Origin of the sequence: Paenibacillus sp. FSL F4-0087 (assembly GCF_038020215.1) — a bacterium.
Lineage (GTDB): Bacteria > Bacillota > Bacilli > Paenibacillales > Paenibacillaceae > Paenibacillus > Paenibacillus taichungensis.
On record NZ_JBBODJ010000001.1, the window covers coordinates 1,608,376 to 1,625,723 of the forward strand.

The window sequence follows — 17,348 nt, forward strand, 5'->3', positions numbered from 1 at the left end:
TTATTGGGCGTCGGCAATGTTGTCTTTCGTAATTTTTTTGTAGGCAATCCAAACATATTTGCCATCCGTAATGTCATAACCCGTATTTTCCTTCGTTGGTGTCTCACCTTTCGCGAGTACGGAAGCGAGTGCAACCGTTGCTGCGCCTTGGTTCTTGGCATCATTCAACACCGTGCCCAGCATCGTACCGTCCTGTAGGGCCTGAATGGCCGGAGCAGTTGCATCCACGCCCACAACAGGCATCGTTTTGCCGTCTTTGAAGTATCCGGCTGCTTTCAACGCTTCAATGGCTCCAAGTGCCATGTCATCGTTGTTAGCCAGTACCGCTTCAATCTTGTCTCCGTGGGAGGCAAGGAACGCCTGCATTTTCTCCTGGCCTTTGACCCGATCCCACATCGCCGTGTCTTCCGCCAATGCTTCCACTTCAATACCGGCATCCTGAATTGCCTGTACAGAGTATTTAGTCCGCAGCTCAGCATCCTGGTGGCCAGGCTCGCCTTTCAGCATGACGTATTGCAGTTTGCCGTCTCCGTTTTTATCTGCTTCCGGGTGGGCCTTCCAGTAGTCCACAATGAGCTGACCGGAGATCGTGCCGGACTCTTCCGCCTTGGCTCCAACGTAATACACTTTATCCCACTTGTTCATATCTTCGGCAACCGGCTCACGGTTCAGAAAGACAACTGGAATGCTGGCCGCTTTGGCTTTGTCAATAATGACACCTGCTGCGGTCCGGTCAACCGGATTCACAGCCATTGCGTTGTATTTCTTGGATACAAACAGATCGACTTTCTCATTCTGGGTCGGCTGTGCATTCTGGCTATCCACGATATCAAGTGTGGCTTTACCTTCAGCTGCTGCGGTCATTGCATTCCGTACACCCGTCATGAACGTGTCATCGAACTTATAGATCGCCACGCCAATCTTCGGCGTTTCCGTTCCTGCGGCCGTCTGACCTCCTGTATCTGTTCCTGTACTTCCGCCCGCGCTGTCTCCGCCACTGCTGCACCCCGCCGCCGCAACCATACACGCTGTAAGCAACAATGTCATCCACGTTTTCTTCATATCCTAATGACCTCCCCCAAGTTCATTCGGCTTTACCGATGTCTTTATTATGAAAGGGTTTACAATAAATTCGAATACAATATCTTCCTCTGTTTTATCGAAATCTTCCTCAATTGAACCTTTACTGTACAAAAGGAAACAACAACTTCTGATTATCCATCCAAAACATATTGTCCGTACTGACCAGCTTCGTTTCCAGTGTTACCCTGGCTTGCACCTGTTGGTTGTTCAACCGTGCAACGGCCTGATTCACACCAAGATAACCTGCACTGAATCCATTTTGCACAATCAAATGCTGAATTCTGCCTTCCTGTAACTGCTCTAACTGCTGCTGTTCACTGCCAAATCCCACAATCTTCACCTTGTTCCCATTGTTCTCGGACGTACGTCGATTGAGTTCATCCGCTGCCCCCAGAGAAGCAGGTTCCTGAAGGGCAATCAACCCGTCCACCTGCTGCTGGTCAAGCAGTTGCTTCGACGCTTGCCAGCAAGCATCCCGGGTGCTGCATACGGATTGGGCCTCCACATGAATGTCCGGGTATTGGGCCAGTGATTCCTTTATCCCTAATTCCCGGTTAATCAGAACAGGATTTACAGGATCAGGACCAAGCAGGGCTATACGTCCTTGCCCTCCCAGAAGCACAGCCATGGCCTGACCCGCCTGCCGTCCAGCTTCAACGTTATCTATCGAGATAACACTTGTTATGCCTTTTACAGGAAATTCATCATTCAGCAAAATAACGGGGATAATCACTCCGTTGGCATCTTTAGTCTGTGCCTTCTGAATGATGTCGCTGAGTGTCTTCTCACTCAAGGGATCGATCAACAGGGCCGATGCTCCCTGCTCCAGTGCCAGTGATACCGCATCCACCTGAGCTTGTTCACGCTCGCTCAGTGGATAAGTCCCATTTTGCAAATGCTCTTGCTTGACCTTTCCCTGTCCTGCTGTGAAGTCAGGGTTGGATGGGGCGTAAGTTAACCCCTCCGAGGGAAAAGCCTCCACCGTAATTAGCTCCGCTCCCGCTTCTTTGGCAGCCGCTTCGGCCCCAAGACGTATCGCTTCTGCGAGTTCTCCGGTTCCCGCTGGCGTAATCAGTGCAATACGCGGCGGCGATCCCGCCGGATCAGCATTCGACATACCGCACGCTACACATAACAGCAGGCAACAAATTGCTACTGTCATGGCCATATAACGAAGGAGAAGAACTCTCATCCGTATGACTTCCACGCGAGGGCAGATGTTTATTTTCATAACTAGATGACCCATCCAGTCCATTCTATTGATCTTATTAGCTTTCATGAGCATCGTCCTCCTCTCGTTCCGATTGGATCGGAATCCGAATCCAGACGGTTGTTCCTTCCTCCAGCTCACTCTCAAATTCAAGACCGTAAGCTTCGCCATAATAGAGCTGGATCCGATCATGCACATTGCGTACAGCTACACCTGATCCTGCACCACTTTTCACGATAGGACTGCCCATTAGAAGTTTCGACATCTGCTCTTCCGTCATGCCGACCCCATTATCCGTAATACGAAATACCAGCTTGTCGTCCTCCCGGTATACACGAATCTCAATACATCCCTCGTCCATATGATATTCAATGCCATGCACGATGGCATTTTCAATGAGTGGCTGAAGCACCAGCTTAAGTGTCAGGTTGTCCAGCGTATCCTCATCCGCCTTCATGCTGAAATTGAATTTGCGCTTGAACCGCATTTGCTGAATCGTCAGGTAATGGTGGGCGTGCTCCAGTTCTTCTCTGACCGTAATAATCGTTTTGCCTTGACTGAGACTGATGCGAAACAATCGGGATAACGAAGTGATCATCGTAATGACTTCCTCATTCCGGCTCATGCCCACCATACGCACGACTGAATTCAACGTGTTGTAAAGGAAATGTGGATTGATCTGAGCCTGCAAAGCTTCCAGTTCGAGCCGACGCTTCTGTTCCTGTTCATGAATGATTTCATTCATCAAGGTCCGGATTTTATAGACCATCAGGTTAAAACGACGGGATAAACGTTCCACTTCCAGTGGCCCCTCAATAGGAAGCTCCACGTTAAAATCCCCTCGCTCCACGGCCTTCATCTTTCGTTCCATCCGCCGGATCGGACGTGTCAGACTGGAAGAGAGGAATAGCGAGACGAGGATGACCAGTACCAGCACAACCAGCAGTACTCGAATCAGATATCCATTGACCTCCTGGCGGGATGTCATGATCTCATCCAGATAGGCCACACCTACGATTTTCCATCCGATATTGGCGACAGACTTGACTGCATTCAACCTTTTCTGCCCATCCGCCTCATCTTCATAACTGCCGGTTGCAACCAGTGCCTGTTCGATATTTTCACTTTTGAGCCCCATGTACATTAATTGCTGCTGCGGATGGTAGACGATATTGCCCGCACTTTCGTCGATAATGTAGACGTATCCCCGCTGCCCCAGACTGACCCGGCGGCTCAGTTCGTCCATTTGTTTGAAGTTGATATCCACCAGCAGAATGACCTGACGATCCTGACCATTTTGGCGTACAGTAATGCCTTTGCTCATGGAAACGACCCATTTGTATGGGCCTGTGTACATGTTCTGGATATGGGGCAGCGAGAAACTAAGGTGATCCGGTACTCGGAGTGCAGATTGAAACCACCCTTGCTGTGTCACATGCGCACTCGGTTTTAATTCAGCTGAAGGTCTGTTCTTGAGCAAATGCCCTTTTGAATCCAACAAAGTAATAGAGATGATATCTTCGCGGCTGCTGAGCAGCGTGTCGAGCTGTTTATCTACCTGATCCCCTTCCCACGTACCATCCCGCAGCATATGTTCTTCGATGGCTCGATACAGATGCGACATGCTGCGGACATAATCCTCCAGATTGTAACTGACCTGATCCACGATCTGCCTCGTCGTCAGCTCCGCACTTCGCTCCGCGGCCTGCGTGAATTTGTCATGCAGCAGCATCGCCATGATGGTCAGCACCAATACAATGAAGACAGAGAAAGACCACGTAATAATAAAGCGGATACTGCTGACTCTCGATGAACGCAGCCTGGACCGAAGCTTGAGCCAAAGGGATCTTATCCATCCGGCAAACGTTCTCATCGACTTGTGCCTTCACTAGCTGTTAGTGCAGTCTGTTTGCGATATTCTTTGGGCGAGACGCCGATATGTTTTTTGAAGCAAAAACTGAAATAATTCGGTTCCGCGAAGCCTACCTGACCAGCAATCTCAAACGACTTCATCTCCGTGGATCGAAGCAACTCTTTGGCCGCCTCCATCCGGATCTGCATCAGATATTGCAGAAAGGTAAGCTGTACTTCTTTTTTGAAAATGCCACAAAAATAACCCGAGCTGATATGCAGATGCCCACATACTTTCTGAATGGACAGATCCGGATCAGCGTAGTGTTCTTTGGTAAACAACAATGCCTGTTCCACAATATCCTTGTATACATGCTGCCTTCCGCTGGCAATGCGATGTTGAACGAGCAGACAAACCTCGCTCACCTTACCTTGCGCCTCAGACAACCCAGGCAAACGGAACAAATCGGCATACAACTGGAACCCTGCCCCAAAAATGTCCTCCATGGCCTCGCCCGATGCCTGGGCTGCCTTCCAAACGTTTGTTAAAACTTCAATCAGATACAGTTGAATGTCACTTCGCCCATGCTCCACCGTAATTTCCCGGAAAATGATCTCTAGCGCGTCCTCCAGCTCCGCCTGCGTACCCGCTTTCAGACAACGTGTCAGCGTTTGCTGCTTCAACTCGTCAAAACGCAATTTGCCCGCCGTCTGCCGTTCCACATCTGCAATATAGATAAGTGGATCAGTCCCCGGTACAAGCCGATAATCCAGTGCCAGTAGTGCATCCTCATAGGCATGCTTCACACCTGCCAGTGTGTTCACGATTGAGCCCGATCCAACAGTGGCAGGGATACGCAGATAGTGATTGATGCTGCGCATTACATTTTCCAGCGCCTGCTGCTGTCGTTTCTCTGCATCTTCTCCACCCCACCGATCTACATAGAGCAGCACAATCGTCTCCTGATGCATAAAAGCATGTCCGGCCCCATGTTCCGTCCATACCTCTGCGGCAATGTTTAGCGCAGCGAACTGCTTTAGCTCCGCATCCGCGGATTGTTCTCCGTCCATATGCAGAGTTAATACGGATACACCATAACGTTCACCGTGCAGATCCAGTCCACATTGCTTTGCTTTGCCATGGATATATTCCGGCGATTTTTGCCGATGCAGCAAAGTGGCCATCAGGTCCGCCTGTAACAAGGGCAGGCTTGTATAATAATGGTCGCGCAGCTGCTGTACATCCTCTCGTTCGGCCACTTCAGCCGCCATCTGCGCACGCAATCTTGTAAGCAGTTCTGTCAGATGTCCCGCCGAGAAAGGCTTCAATAAATATTCATCCACACTCAGCGAGACCGCTTGCCGGGCGTAGTCGAATTCATCATATCCAGTCAAAATCACCACTTTCACAAGCGGATTTCGTTCCCTCAGCCTTTTGGCAAGTTCAAGTCCATCCATAAATGGCATGCTGATATCCGTTACCACAATATCCGGCTCCACTCGTTCCGCCATCTCCAGTGCTTCTCGTCCATTCTCCGCCAGACCAACTATGCGCAGATCGAGTGCTTCCCAATCTACCTCTACGACCAACCCTTCGCGTACATCCTCTTCATCATCCACCAGCAATACCCGGTACACGTCAGATTCCTCCTTTATTTAAGGGGCCATAAGCCCAAGCAATAATGTATATGTCGATATGATCCAAGGTTGCCATCATAATATACAATATAAATTTAATTATGTAATCGCTTACTTTTGAGATGATAAGATTGATATAATGTGCGCTCACAAACAAACATATGGTAAATTATTGAAAGTGGTTAACTATGAAATAGGATAGGAGTCTATTAACTGATGAATTACTTGAAATCCGTAATGATAACGACCGGTATTGCCGCAATATTAATTTGCAGTGGTGCAATCACGGAGACGATTCGAACCGATCGATTAGAAGCATCCACCAGGTCTTCACGCTGGGAGAACCAACCTCAAGAACTTCAGGAGAAGTTAACAAAATCATGGAGCGGAGGAATAGAGGCGATACGTAACACGCTGAATGAGAATAGTGAAAATGAGAATATAACTGAATGGAAACTGTTTTACAGTTTGGAGGATTCATTAAACACCCTTCCCCATCAAGAGCACTCTTCCTTCATCACTGCCTTTTATAGTAACGAACGAAGAACCATGCTGGAAACCGGGGATATCATGCCTGCCTTGCTTTTACATCCCGATCATACAAAGGCAATAATTTATTGGGAAAAGCATGATGGAACCTATGCCATTATTACACTAGAATCGCAAATCAATGCAAACAACAAACCTGAATGGGATGTAAATCATTCTTGGATAACCAAACAGCCCTCATCCACTTGAAGTGGGTCAGGGCATTGATCTCTTATCCATTCGTAATCCCTTATAAAGAGTTCTGCATGTACTTTAATCCGGTTCCGTTTCTCCATCCTCTTTTGCTGATAAAGATAGATTGGCATTTAAACCCTTCACATAAATCATCGTGGTATCCGGATTGATATGTCCCATCATTTCTGCCAATTGATGCAGTGGTGTATGCTCGGCCATAGCGTATCCGAACCGATGACGCAGATCATGGGAACTTAGCCCTTCCAGACCGGCTGTAGTCATCACCTTTTTGATCAAATGGCGCAGCGCCCTCTCCGTTAAGCGATCACTGGTTTTCTCGGAAGGAAACAGGTAAGGACTACCCGGTGCGAGGCCAGCCATGTATATCTTCAACAAAGCAATACATGTCATGTTCAGCGGAATTTTCCGTTGACCGTTTCGTTTATCGGCCCGTACGGTAAGTTTCCCGCTTCTTTTGCCCAATTCAATATCATCGGGAGCGAGATTGCATATCTCCATCGTTCTCATACCGGTATGATACATGAGTGTAAGGATGGTCTGATCCCGAAGCGAGTTGCCGTCCTCGACCGCAGATATGAATGATTGTTCTTCCTCAGTTGTCATTCGGCGGGGGCTGACCTTGTCTTCCGGAATGAATTTCAAAGGTTTGGAAGGATCACTGTTGATCCTGGATTCCGATGCAGCCCACTTAAAAAAACGCTTCAATGTAATCAGTCTGCGATTAATGGTAGATGGCTTCAATTGCATTACTTTTTGAGAATCTTCCCGGTAACTGACCAAAGTCGATGTATGCACTTCTTCGATATGAAATGAAATCTCTTCACCCCGAGAATCATTCCCTTTATACCATTCGGTAAAATGCTTCAAATCACTCGCATATTCCTTCAAGGTTTTGGGAGTCAATTCTCCCTGGATCGTAAGCATATGTATGAATTCCTGAACAACCATTTCCCCTTGTACCGAAGTACCAGATACCTTATCCATTAGAAAAAACCTCCAAATCTTGACTTATATTAGCGGACATGGTATTATCATATTAATCGATACATTAGCGGACATCAAGTCTGTGGGTTGAATATACCTGATTAGCGTTGATTTCTAAAATTAGCCTTTTCAAAATGGTCGTTTAAAAACTTATTTTTTGGAGGAACTACATGCAAACAGGTACAGTGAAATGGTTTAACGCGGACAAAGGATTTGGCTTTATCGAAACTGAAGAAGGAACAGACGTATTCGTTCATTTCAGTGCAATTCAAGGCGACGGTTTCAAAACATTGGATGAAGGACAACGCGTCCAATTCGAAGTAACTCAAGGTAACCGTGGTCCACAGGCTGAGAACGTTACTAAAGTTTAATTATATTAAAGCTGCCTTGTACAAGGCAGCTTTTTGTTTTATTACATCCAAAAACGAAAAGCGAGGTATGACAAATGGATAAAGAACAATTGATCACAGAAGTAGCCAAAAACGGCGGATTCTCCAAAAAGAACGCTGAAAAGGCCGTAACAGTTGTACTGGATTCGATTTTGGAAGCATTAAAAGAAGGCAAAGAGGTTCAACTGGTTGGATTCGGCAAATTCGAAGTGCGTAATCGTGAAGCACGTATGGGGAAAAGCCGTCGAACTGGTAAGGAAATTCAACTTCCAGCAGGTAAAGTTCCCGTATTCACTGCAGGATTAACCATGAAAGAAGCTTTAAACTAAACAGCAACAACAAGATTGGAAAAGAGGTTTTTATTCAAACACACAATGAACATTTTGATGTAAATTTCGTGTTTTCTACGGTTGATGATATCATTAACTATTATTCCGGCAAGCAGACAAACCAGAATAACGCGGAAGAACACACCCATTCAACACCCCCATCAACAGAGTCTGCACAGACGCCACAACCACCCACTCGCTAAAATGAACCTTTCATCTTGGACAATAAGAAGCCCTGTTCCGCTCAAAACGGTCCAGGGCTTGATTTGTGTTTTTTGTGTCAATCGAGCACCCAGGGAGAATGAATTTTGGGTACGTCATTGATTAATTGTTTGGTATAAGGATGCTCCGCATGGTGAATAACTTCCTCCGCTCTCCCCGCCTCCACCATTCGTCCATACTCCATAATACAGATCGTGTCGCTCACATAATAAGCCAGACCTACGTCGTGCGTAATAAACACAATGGTCATGCGGTTCTCGTCGCGCAGCTTGAGCAGCATATCCAGAATCGTTGAACGCGAGCATGCATCCACCATGGACGTCGGTTCATCGGCGATCAACACCTTAGGATGCAGCATGAAAATGCGGGCAATCATGAGCCGTTGCATCTGTCCACCGGACAGTTCAAACGGATATTTGTTATATAACTCTTCGAACTTCAAGTTGACGAAAGAACAGGCTTCCTTCATTTTGGCATATTCCTCGTCCTTGTTCAGCTTCAATCCCTGAAGTTTGATACAGTCTACCAGCAGCTTTTCCACCCGGTGAAATACGTTGAACGAAGAGAACGGGTCCTGGAAAATGGCCTGGATATCCTTCCAATAGGCTTTACGCTCACGATACCGCTTCAGTTGTCTAGGCTTGCCATCGTATTCGATCGCTCCACCCGTTTCCTTGAGCAAACCCATGATCATTTTCGCGAGTGTCGTCTTGCCACTGCCGCTCTCTCCGACAATGGAGATAATCTCCCCTTCATGAAAATCAAAGCTCACATCGTCCACCGCTGCCTTTTTGCGATTGCCTGTACCGTACACCTTGGTCAGATGGCGGCCGCTGATCAGTACCTTGCCCATCGCCATACTACCTCACTCCTTTCGGGGAGCCTTGATCCGAGCCCATTAAAACCCAGAGAGAATCGTTTCATTGGTCTGCACTATCATCTGTGGCAGTTCGAACATCTTGGATTACATCTTTGTTTAAGCCGCTTTCCTCCTGATTTTGTTTCGTCTCCTGGGAATGTTCGTTAATGCTCTCCTGCTCAAAGTGACCGTCCTGCTCCTGCTCCCTGATCTGCTCCAGCATCTCCGGTGTCAGAAGACAGCGATATATGCGCCCATCGACTTGAATGTTCTCAATTTTCCCTTGGCGGCACTCGTCGGTCACCAGTGTACAGCGCTCTGCAAAGCGGCAGCCTTCCGGCACATTCTTCAGATTCGGTGGCGCACCGGGAATCGCCGCCAATTTATGCTCCTTCATGCCCTCTTCCGGAACAATGATGGAACCCATCAGCTTGCGAGTGTACGGATGCAACGGATTGAAAATCATCTGCTCTGCCGTGCCTCGTTCCACAATCTCCCCGGCATACATCACCATAATTTCATCCGTGACATGGTACAGCAACGGCAGCTCATGTGTGATGAACACCAGTGATTTGATTACTTTGCGCTTCAACAAATCCTTCAACAGACGAATGACCGCCTTCTGGGAGGTTACATCCAGTGCCGAAGTAGGTTCATCCGCAATAAGCACATTGGGATTCAGAATCGTTGAGATAGCGATAACCGTTCGCTGCTTCATGCCGCCGGACAATTCATTTGGATACATATCCAGCACATCCGGCGACAGGTTCAGTGATTGGAAGCGCTCCGTAGCCATCTTTCGCACATCCGACCGTTTCATCTCCGGACGATGCTCCTTCATGATATCTTCAATAAACCTGATAATACGCAGCGTTGGGTTCAGTGCATTCATGGCTGCCTGCGGAATATAAGCAATTTCCTTGCCCAGAATGCGCGAACGAAGCTGCTCTTTGTTCAGCTGCATAATATCGGTACCATTGATGCGGATCGAACCACTGCCATAATGAAGGGGCGGGAAATAAAAGCCCATCAGGCTGAGCGCCAGCGTTGATTTTCCACAGCCCGATTCACCTGCAATGCCCAGCGTCTGCCCCTCTTTCAGTCCGAACTCCACCCCGTCGACGGCAAAGACGTTCTCCTTGAGCCGGGTACGGTAATAGGTTTTCAGACCGCTGACCTGAAGTATAGGTTGGTTCATGGCCTTAGCTCCTTATTTTCGGATTGAAAATTTCGTCCATGCCCGTATTCATCAGATAAAGCGAGAAGGTAATGACGGCAATCGCCAGCGCCGCAGGAATGAAAGCCCACCACGCCCCTGCTACCGGCGCTTCAAACACAAGTGCCCAGTTCATCAGAATGCCGAGCGAGATCGTATTATACGGCCCCAGTCCCAGCATGGAGATGGAAGCTTCGGATAGAATGCCCGATGCCGTCTGGAGCACAAAAGCCATCACCACATAAGACGCGATATACGGCAAAATCTCATGGATAATGATTCGCGGCGTACTGTGTCCCGAAATTTTCGCAATATGCACATGATCCCGGCTGCGCAGAGATGTCGTCTGGGCTCGCACAGCCCGGGCCGTCCAAGGCCAGCTGGTTATACCGATAATGATCGCCGTCACTAGGGAACTGCGTGAATCAATGCTGACCGAGATCAAGATCAGGATGATGAACGAAGGAATAACAATGAAAATATTGGTGATCGCCGTCAGAAAGTTATCCAGCATTCCCCCGATGTATCCCGACACCAGGCCCATAACCAAACCGATAACGGTAGCAAACACACCTGCAATCAGCCCCACACGTACGGATGTCCGGATGCCATACATCAATTCAAGGAAGATGTCCCGTCCAAAATTGTCCGATCCTAATAACAGGCCATCGCCAGGTGGCTGGAACGCCATTGCAATCATCTCAAGGGGGTCACTGCGATTAATGAGCGGGTAGATCGTAACCAAGAGCAGCATGCCGACAAAAGTCACCGCACCGATCATGAATTTGGGTGACTTCAGCAAAATAGAGATCGAATGCTTCATATCACTGTTCCTCCATTTGAGCGGCCTTGATGCGCGGGTCAATGAAACCGTAGATGACATCAATAGTGAAATTCGCAAGCAATACAGCAATGGCAATCAGCAGCGTACACCCCGAGATTAGTGGATAATCCAGCTGCCTTATGGCCGTGAACAACCATGTGCCGATGCCCGGATAACTGAAGACAATCTCACAGATGAGTGAACCGCCGACCATCGTACCGATGGAGAGCGCAAGTCCCGTAATTTGCGGCAGCATGGCGTTACGGAACACATAACGCGCAATTCGGCCGTCGCGAATACCCAGCAGTTTGCTGTATAACACATAGTCTGAATTCAGCTCATAGATGGACATCTCCCGCATGCCAATGGCCTGACCACCAATGGTCACAAGCACAATGGAGAGAAACGGCAAGGTATGGTGGCGAACCACGGACATGATGAAGTCGAAGCTCAGCTGTGGCACCATCTGGAAGTCATATCCGCCTGATAAAGGGAACCATTTTAGTGATAACGCAAAGACATACAGCATAATAATAGCCAGAGTAAAAAAAGGAATGGAATTGATAAACAATGCTACCGGAAACAGCACTTTATCAAAAACACCCTTCCGGTACGCTGCAATCGCACCGAGCAAATTACCAATGATCCAGCCGACCAGGATGGCCGGAAGTTGAAGCCCCACCGTCCAAGGGACGGCGGAGGCCAGAATGTCCGTCACAGGCTTCGGATACAGTCCAAAGGACGTGCCCAGATTGCCAGTGAACAGATTTTTCAAATAGATGCCGAATTGGGTCCATAGTGGTTGATCAATGCCGAATTCAACCGTAAATGTCTCATACACCCGCTTGATGGAATCCGAGTCGGTCATCCCTGACGTCATTTTGGAAGCGATCATGCTCACCGGGTTACCTTCAATCAGTCTTGGCAAAATAAAATTCAGTCCGATGGCGATGACCAGGGTCAGGCCGTACCAGAATACTTTTTTGGCGACATATCTGGAATAGGCATTCATAGGATTTAGCACCCCCGAGTTTAGCGGATAAGGGCCTTATGTCTGAAGTGGCGTGTCACTTCATCATGTCCTGATTCAATATGAGTTCCTTAATTGTGGATCTGATACAATGCCTTAATACCTGCACCGTCCATCGAGATTTGCGGCGGAATGTTGGTTCCATCTCCTTCGGTCGGGAAACCTTTCCAGACTGATTCGTTCACCGTGTCAAACACCCATGGTCTGTACATCAGCGGAATGGAAGGGATATCTTTCAGCCAGATCGTATTTAGTTCGGTATACAGTGACTTCAGCTTCGCCTCGTCAGACACAGATGGAATCTCTTCAATAATGGCGTCTGCACGGTCATTTTGATAACGTCCCCAGTTCCAGAATGCCATCTCACCCATTGGGGCAACCCCATTGGAGTACATGATTGTCATCGCGCGGTTCCATGGCTGGCTTGGGCTGACCCCGCCTGCAGGTGTGTTCATGATGATATCGAATTTGCCGGTTTGCAGATCATTGGTCCATACCGGGGATTCCGGGAATTTGGTACGAATTTCAATCCCTATGGCCTTGGCGCTCTGCGCTACGATCTCCAGGGCAGCGTTCCAGTCAGACCAGCCGTAAGGACATTCAACCTCGAAAGGTCCGAGGCGTGTGCCGTTAAGAACACGGATGCCGTCTTTGCCTTTGGTTGCTCCAATCTTGTCGAGCAGAGCGTTGGCTCCTTCAATATCCATCGTCCACTGCAAAGACTTGATGGCATCTTGGTCAATATATTTGGACTCGGCGTCCGAGTTCAAGGTCAGGGAAGGCTGCATTGGTGCGGAATATCCGCTCATGGCCAGCTCCGAAATTTTTTCATAGTTGATGCTCATGGCTATTGCACGGCGAACGTCAGCATTATCGAGTCCGGCTTTGGACAGATTGAAGAAAATGCTTGGCATGGAACCGGGCAGATAATACGGCGCATCTTTCAGATACGTTTTGACAGCAGCCCCGCCTTCCCACATCTTCCACACTTGAGGGATGAACTGCTGGGAGACGTCCACTTGCCCACTCTTGAACGCCAGATCTCCTGCGGCATTATCCTTGTAGATTACATGGGTGATGTACTTCGGTGCAGGCAGCTTGCCGAACAATTTTTGTCCCCAGTAGTTGTCGTCACGTACAATCGTAATTTTCTGGTCGTTGTAAAAGTGAAGCTTATATGCTCCGGTTCCCACCGGATTATCATTAACCTCTTTGCGAATCGCGGTCAGATCATTATTGTTCTTCTTCTCGATCTCTTCCCAGATATGCTTCGGCAGCATCGGGATCAGTTCAATGCTGTCCAGTACAGTCAGCTTGTTGGGGTTATCAGGATTCAGTTTAATTTCCACGGCCTGCGCTCCATCCGCTTTCACTTCACTGATGTAGGTCCAGAAGCTGCTCCAGTTGATATCGTATTTTTTGCCCAATTCATAGGTGTACACAACATCATCTGCTGTAAAAGCCGTTCCATCGCTCCACTTCGCATCCGCATTCAACTCAATGCGCAGCGTGGTTTCATCAGTCCATTCATACGAATTGCCCAAGAGAGGTTCAAGGCCACCGTCAAGCTGGTTCACCATAAACAGTGTCTCGTACACCAGTTCCCTGGAGTTGCCGTAATTCACTGGGAATGCGGGATTTCCGCTCAACAGATTGAAGTTGGTTGGTGGCCCCCATTGCAATCCATTGATATACAAGGTCTCATTACGCGGAGTCTCCTTGTTGGTCTGTGGTGCAGGTTCGTTCTGGGTTGTCGTGGTCGGTGTATCCACCGTCCCTTGTGGTTCGCTTACTGATGGTGGCTGAACACTTTGGCATCCGGCAAACAATGTGACCGACATGAACAGAGCGACGAGCGGTGTGGCAGCTCTTTTAAATCGCATTCTGAACCCCTCCGTGAATTCATATTGATGTTATTGGAAGCGCTTACTTAAAGTTATTCTATGACTTATCTCACACCAAACATTCCATCTCTTTTCTCAATGATGAGGCATTTTTTATGGGGACATACCAAACAAGTGATTATGGAAATATAAAATCCAAAATGAAAAAGCCGGCTCCGTAAGGAACCAGCGATAACCTCATTTTTTTACATATCAATTCACGTACACCAACCTACCTGCTCTTCAGAAGCTCACGCAATGTCTGCCGATCGTATGTAGAGACCAGTCGTTCCAAATGTGTGTCCAACCACACCTCATCCTGATCCCACCATTTCAGTTCCAGCAATAAAGCAATGATCTCGTCGTCGAAGCGCTTTTTGATTGGTTTGGCTGGATTGCCACCCACAATGGTGTAAGGCTCGATGTCCTTGGTGAGTGTCGCATTGGAAGCGACGATGGCACCGTCTCCAATCGTGACACCCGGCATGATGGTTACATTTTGTCCAATCCAGACGTCATTGCCCAATACTGTGTCTCCCTTAAAAGGCAGCTGATCCAGCGTAGGAGTTACTCTCTCCCAACCACCACCAAAAATATTGAAGGGATACGTCGTCATCCCCTCCATCCGATGATTGGCACCATTCATAATGAATGTCACACCTTCGGCAATTGCACAGAATTTACCGATCACCAGACGATCACCCAGGAAATCATAATGATGCTGAATGCGGTCATAAAATTGCTCGGGTGGACGACTGTTGTCACTATAATACGTATAATCACCGATCAACACATTAGAGCGCGGCGGCAAATTTTGAATGTAACAAACGGTACGAATATTATCATTAGGGAAGAGTTTCGTTTTATCGGGAGCCATATGTGTTCCCTCCTTTTCCTCATTGTACCAAAAAGGGATTCGATCTGACCATCGAATCCCTTTTCTCATTCTCCATAGAACAACGTTACTCTACCGGAGAAATTTCTTATTTAGATGTAAGTGTGACTTGTGCAGCCGTTTGATCCCAATCCACGGTCAGTCCCAGTCCTTCAGAGATGAAGCGTACCGGCACAAGTGTGCGACTATTCTTGATAATCGCTGGTGCATCGATTTCGAGCGTTTCACCATTCACCGTTGCCGTGCTGCTTCCGATCTGGAGCACAAGCGTCTGGTCATTCAGAACGGCTGTTACCGTTTTCGCTGTTTTGTCCCATGTTACTTCTGCACCCAGAGCTTCAAGGATGGCGTTCACGGGTACCATGACCCGGCCACTTTGCTCTAGCGGGTCCTGATCCGGGAACGTAATCGCTTTTCCATCAAGGGATACAGTAATTGCTTTGTCTGTTGTTCCTGTTCCGTTATCCGTGCCCGTATCTTCGGATGTCTCAGGCAAAGGTGTTACTTCACGTCCAAGCTGCTCTTGCAGATTGGCAAGTCGGTTCAGGGCAAACGTCGTCAGCGATCCCGCTGCCATGGAGCCCATACCTCCGCCTCCGCCAAAGTTACCGCCAGGACGTGTCTGGGTATTGCCTGTGCTGTCTGTTGTTCCTGTTCCCGTTGTGCCATCCGGCGGTGTTGTACCATCGGGAGTTGTCATGCCTTCAAAACCTTCCGGAGGCGTCATACCTTCCATGCCCTCTGGTGGTGTCATGCCTTCGAATCCTTCTGGTGGTGTACCACCCATGCCACCCATACCGCCTGTTGCATCAGCGTTGGCAGAGTATGCAATGTTGGATTCAAACTGCTCAGTTGTGTAGAATTTCGTTGGATCTGCTTCTACATATGGACGAATGATATCAGCCAGACCTGTGATACGGTCCTGAATGCCTTCCATATAATCCGTCAACTCATTGACGTAGCTCAAGTATTTTTCCTTATACTCAGGCACGGCCAGCAGGTTGTTGATCATCGGTACATTTTCCATGCTAATGCCCAGTACTGGCTCGTCCACAGATACGTTCGTTGCGTTGGTGTTGGTCGTCGTTGATCCTGCTGTTCCACGTCCGCCTCCACCGGAGTATCCATTAAAGGACATGTTAAAGTCCCAAGGTACAACTGTGAATTTGCCATCCGCATCGCCGTAGAGCATGTAGTTATGCCCTTTGTCGCCGCTATAGCTGTCATAGTTGCCAAAGACCATGTTGCCCGCGATATATTTCAGTGCCGAATCCACATCCAGCACACTCTCGATATCACCTTTTTCACCTTCAGGCATGTCATTCAGCGTTTTGATGAAGTTTTTGAGTTTGGTTTTATTCTCGTCCGTACCCAAATCTTCGGTGATGGTGCTGTAGTCACTGCCTTCTGAATATTGCAGGTAACTCTTCTCATCCGTATCGTAGAGGACACCGTCCTCATAATCTTCACCGTAATTGCGTTCCAGGTAACTGTCATCTACTGCTTCGACCCCGGTATAGAAACCAACCAGTTCGCCGTTGATATACAGATTTACGTAGTTCGTCATCGGTACATCCATGCCAATGCTGCGCAGCGCTTCATAATGAAGAACTTCACGCATGTACGATGGATCGGCGTAGTTGTTGTTCAGGACCATTTTATCCAGACCGAGCAGGGATTGTGTTTTGTCGTATTTATCGAACTTCAGTCTGAAGCTGTAACGGTCGGAATCTTGCATCGAGGCTACGGAATTCAAAGTCAGATTACCCTTGGTGGAGAAACCAACGTTATCCAGCTTGTTGCCGTCCACTTCCACACTGACCTTCTTATAATCCTTATCCAGCGGGCTTTCGAGCATGCTCTTCCAGTCTGCATCATCAATCGTAACATTCACATCAATGACGTTGTCCGTTTGGAACAACGATTCATAGGCTTGCGCGACGCCTGTACTGCTCGTATCCTCAGCGGCAAACGCAGCGTTTGGGCTTCCTACCAAAGCAAAAGAAGATGTTGTTACCATCGTCACGGACAAGGCCGTTACTGCAACTTTACGTAGTAAACTATTCAAATGATGAATCCTCCTTCTTGGTTTCTGTTAAGCACCTTAGGCTTATGAAACCATGGTAGAGGACAAACCTTTAATGAATCTTAAATCAATGATTCACAACAAAAAGTAGCCCATCAGGCTACAT

16 protein-coding genes are annotated in these 17,348 nt (G+C 48.1%); 3 read left to right on the forward strand and 13 right to left on the reverse strand.

Annotated elements, in window-relative coordinates; translation table 11 throughout:
* The 5 genes from MHB84_RS07690 to MHB84_RS07710 form a co-directional block, all read right to left on the reverse strand.
* A complete protein-coding gene (locus MHB84_RS07690) occupies nucleotides 1-1,062 on the reverse strand; it encodes a galactose ABC transporter substrate-binding protein (RefSeq protein WP_076290272.1) in 1,062 nt (353 codons plus the stop codon).
* A gap of 121 nt (nucleotides 1,063-1,183) precedes the next feature.
* Nucleotides 1,184-2,362, reverse strand: a complete 1,179-nt coding sequence (locus MHB84_RS07695; protein WP_179087187.1) for a substrate-binding domain-containing protein — start codon at nucleotides 2,360-2,362, stop codon at nucleotides 1,184-1,186.
* Nucleotides 2,352-4,031: a cache domain-containing sensor histidine kinase gene (locus tag MHB84_RS07700; RefSeq protein ID WP_445322123.1), complete on the reverse strand. Its 1,680-nt coding sequence runs from the start codon at nucleotides 4,029-4,031 to the stop codon at nucleotides 2,352-2,354. The genes MHB84_RS07695 and MHB84_RS07700 overlap by 11 nt, the downstream gene beginning before the upstream one ends.
* Complete coding sequence (locus MHB84_RS07705) at nucleotides 4,012-4,182, reverse strand: hypothetical protein (RefSeq protein ID WP_341143101.1); 171 nt, start codon at nucleotides 4,180-4,182, stop codon at nucleotides 4,012-4,014. Before MHB84_RS07705 ends, MHB84_RS07700 begins: the two co-directional genes overlap by 20 nt.
* The gene (locus MHB84_RS07710) at nucleotides 4,163-5,782 is read right to left on the reverse strand and encodes a response regulator (RefSeq protein ID WP_076290273.1); all 1,620 of its coding nucleotides are present in this window, start codon (nucleotides 5,780-5,782) and stop codon (nucleotides 4,163-4,165) included. The genes MHB84_RS07705 and MHB84_RS07710 overlap by 20 nt, the downstream gene beginning before the upstream one ends.
* Nucleotides 5,783-5,998: 216 nt before the next feature.
* Between MHB84_RS07710 and MHB84_RS07715 the strand changes: the two genes are divergently transcribed.
* The gene (locus MHB84_RS07715; protein WP_076290274.1) at nucleotides 5,999-6,520 is read left to right on the forward strand and encodes a hypothetical protein; all 522 of its coding nucleotides are present in this window, start codon (nucleotides 5,999-6,001) and stop codon (nucleotides 6,518-6,520) included.
* Between the two features lie 63 nt (nucleotides 6,521-6,583).
* Here MHB84_RS07715 and MHB84_RS07720 read toward each other — a convergent pair whose 3' ends face one another.
* Nucleotides 6,584-7,510, reverse strand: a complete 927-nt coding sequence (locus MHB84_RS07720; RefSeq protein ID WP_076290275.1) for a tyrosine-type recombinase/integrase — start codon at nucleotides 7,508-7,510, stop codon at nucleotides 6,584-6,586.
* 170 nt (nucleotides 7,511-7,680) lie between these two features.
* Here MHB84_RS07720 and MHB84_RS07725 point away from each other — a divergent pair, with 170 nt between their 5' ends.
* Complete coding sequence (locus MHB84_RS07725) at nucleotides 7,681-7,881, forward strand: cold-shock protein (RefSeq protein ID WP_062320808.1); 201 nt, start codon at nucleotides 7,681-7,683, stop codon at nucleotides 7,879-7,881.
* 74 nt (nucleotides 7,882-7,955) lie between these two features.
* Complete coding sequence (locus MHB84_RS07730) at nucleotides 7,956-8,228, forward strand: HU family DNA-binding protein (protein WP_053783990.1); 273 nt, start codon at nucleotides 7,956-7,958, stop codon at nucleotides 8,226-8,228.
* A 280-nt stretch (nucleotides 8,229-8,508) separates the two neighbouring features.
* Here the strand turns inward: MHB84_RS07730 and MHB84_RS07735 are convergent, their stop codons facing one another.
* The 7 genes from MHB84_RS07735 to MHB84_RS07765 form a co-directional block, all read right to left on the reverse strand.
* A complete protein-coding gene (locus tag MHB84_RS07735; protein WP_076290276.1) occupies nucleotides 8,509-9,309 on the reverse strand; it encodes an ABC transporter ATP-binding protein in 801 nt (266 codons plus the stop codon).
* 61 nt (nucleotides 9,310-9,370) lie between these two features.
* The gene (locus tag MHB84_RS07740; protein ID WP_083678983.1) at nucleotides 9,371-10,507 is read right to left on the reverse strand and encodes an ABC transporter ATP-binding protein; all 1,137 of its coding nucleotides are present in this window, start codon (nucleotides 10,505-10,507) and stop codon (nucleotides 9,371-9,373) included.
* A 4-nt stretch (nucleotides 10,508-10,511) separates the two neighbouring features.
* Nucleotides 10,512-11,348 (reverse strand): ABC transporter permease, encoded by an 837-nt coding sequence (locus tag MHB84_RS07745; protein WP_076290277.1) that lies wholly within the window; start codon nucleotides 11,346-11,348, stop codon nucleotides 10,512-10,514.
* A gap of 1 nt (nucleotide 11,349) precedes the next feature.
* The gene (locus MHB84_RS07750) at nucleotides 11,350-12,360 is read right to left on the reverse strand and encodes an ABC transporter permease (RefSeq protein WP_063567843.1); all 1,011 of its coding nucleotides are present in this window, start codon (nucleotides 12,358-12,360) and stop codon (nucleotides 11,350-11,352) included.
* Between the two features lie 89 nt (nucleotides 12,361-12,449).
* Nucleotides 12,450-14,261, reverse strand: coding sequence for an ABC transporter substrate-binding protein (locus tag MHB84_RS07755; RefSeq protein WP_076290278.1), 1,812 nt, complete (start codon nucleotides 14,259-14,261; stop codon nucleotides 12,450-12,452).
* 232 nt (nucleotides 14,262-14,493) lie between these two features.
* Nucleotides 14,494-15,138, reverse strand: a complete 645-nt coding sequence (locus MHB84_RS07760; RefSeq protein WP_076290279.1) for a Vat family streptogramin A O-acetyltransferase — start codon at nucleotides 15,136-15,138, stop codon at nucleotides 14,494-14,496.
* 106 nt (nucleotides 15,139-15,244) lie between these two features.
* Complete coding sequence (locus tag MHB84_RS07765; protein ID WP_076290280.1) at nucleotides 15,245-17,224, reverse strand: CotH kinase family protein; 1,980 nt, start codon at nucleotides 17,222-17,224, stop codon at nucleotides 15,245-15,247.
* Nucleotides 17,225-17,348 lie beyond the last annotated feature (124 nt).

Bases quoted from the DNA above. Each gene is read 5' to 3' on its own strand.
- MHB84_RS07740 (WP_083678983.1), bottom strand. From the start codon at position 10,507: ATGAACCAACCTATACTTCAGGTCAGCGGTCTGAAAACCTATTACCGT.
- MHB84_RS07730 (WP_053783990.1), top strand. From the start codon at position 7,956: ATGGATAAAGAACAATTGATCACAGAAGTAGCCAAAAACGGCGGATTC.
- MHB84_RS07745 (WP_076290277.1), bottom strand. From the start codon at position 11,348: ATGAAGCATTCGATCTCTATTTTGCTGAAGTCACCCAAATTCATGATC.
- MHB84_RS07690 (WP_076290272.1), bottom strand. From the start codon at position 1,062: ATGAAGAAAACGTGGATGACATTGTTGCTTACAGCGTGTATGGTTGCG.
- MHB84_RS07755 (WP_076290278.1), bottom strand. From the start codon at position 14,261: ATGCGATTTAAAAGAGCTGCCACACCGCTCGTCGCTCTGTTCATGTCG.
- MHB84_RS07760 (WP_076290279.1), bottom strand. From the start codon at position 15,138: ATGGCTCCCGATAAAACGAAACTCTTCCCTAATGATAATATTCGTACC.
- MHB84_RS07700 (WP_445322123.1), bottom strand. From the start codon at position 4,031: ATGGCGATGCTGCTGCATGACAAATTCACGCAGGCCGCGGAGCGAAGT.
- MHB84_RS07750 (WP_063567843.1), bottom strand. From the start codon at position 12,360: ATGAATGCCTATTCCAGATATGTCGCCAAAAAAGTATTCTGGTACGGC.
- MHB84_RS07720 (WP_076290275.1), bottom strand. From the start codon at position 7,510: ATGGATAAGGTATCTGGTACTTCGGTACAAGGGGAAATGGTTGTTCAG.
- MHB84_RS07725 (WP_062320808.1), top strand. From the start codon at position 7,681: ATGCAAACAGGTACAGTGAAATGGTTTAACGCGGACAAAGGATTTGGC.
- MHB84_RS07715 (WP_076290274.1), top strand. From the start codon at position 5,999: ATGAATTACTTGAAATCCGTAATGATAACGACCGGTATTGCCGCAATA.
- MHB84_RS07735 (WP_076290276.1), bottom strand. From the start codon at position 9,309: ATGGCGATGGGCAAGGTACTGATCAGCGGCCGCCATCTGACCAAGGTG.
- MHB84_RS07695 (WP_179087187.1), bottom strand. From the start codon at position 2,362: ATGAAAGCTAATAAGATCAATAGAATGGACTGGATGGGTCATCTAGTT.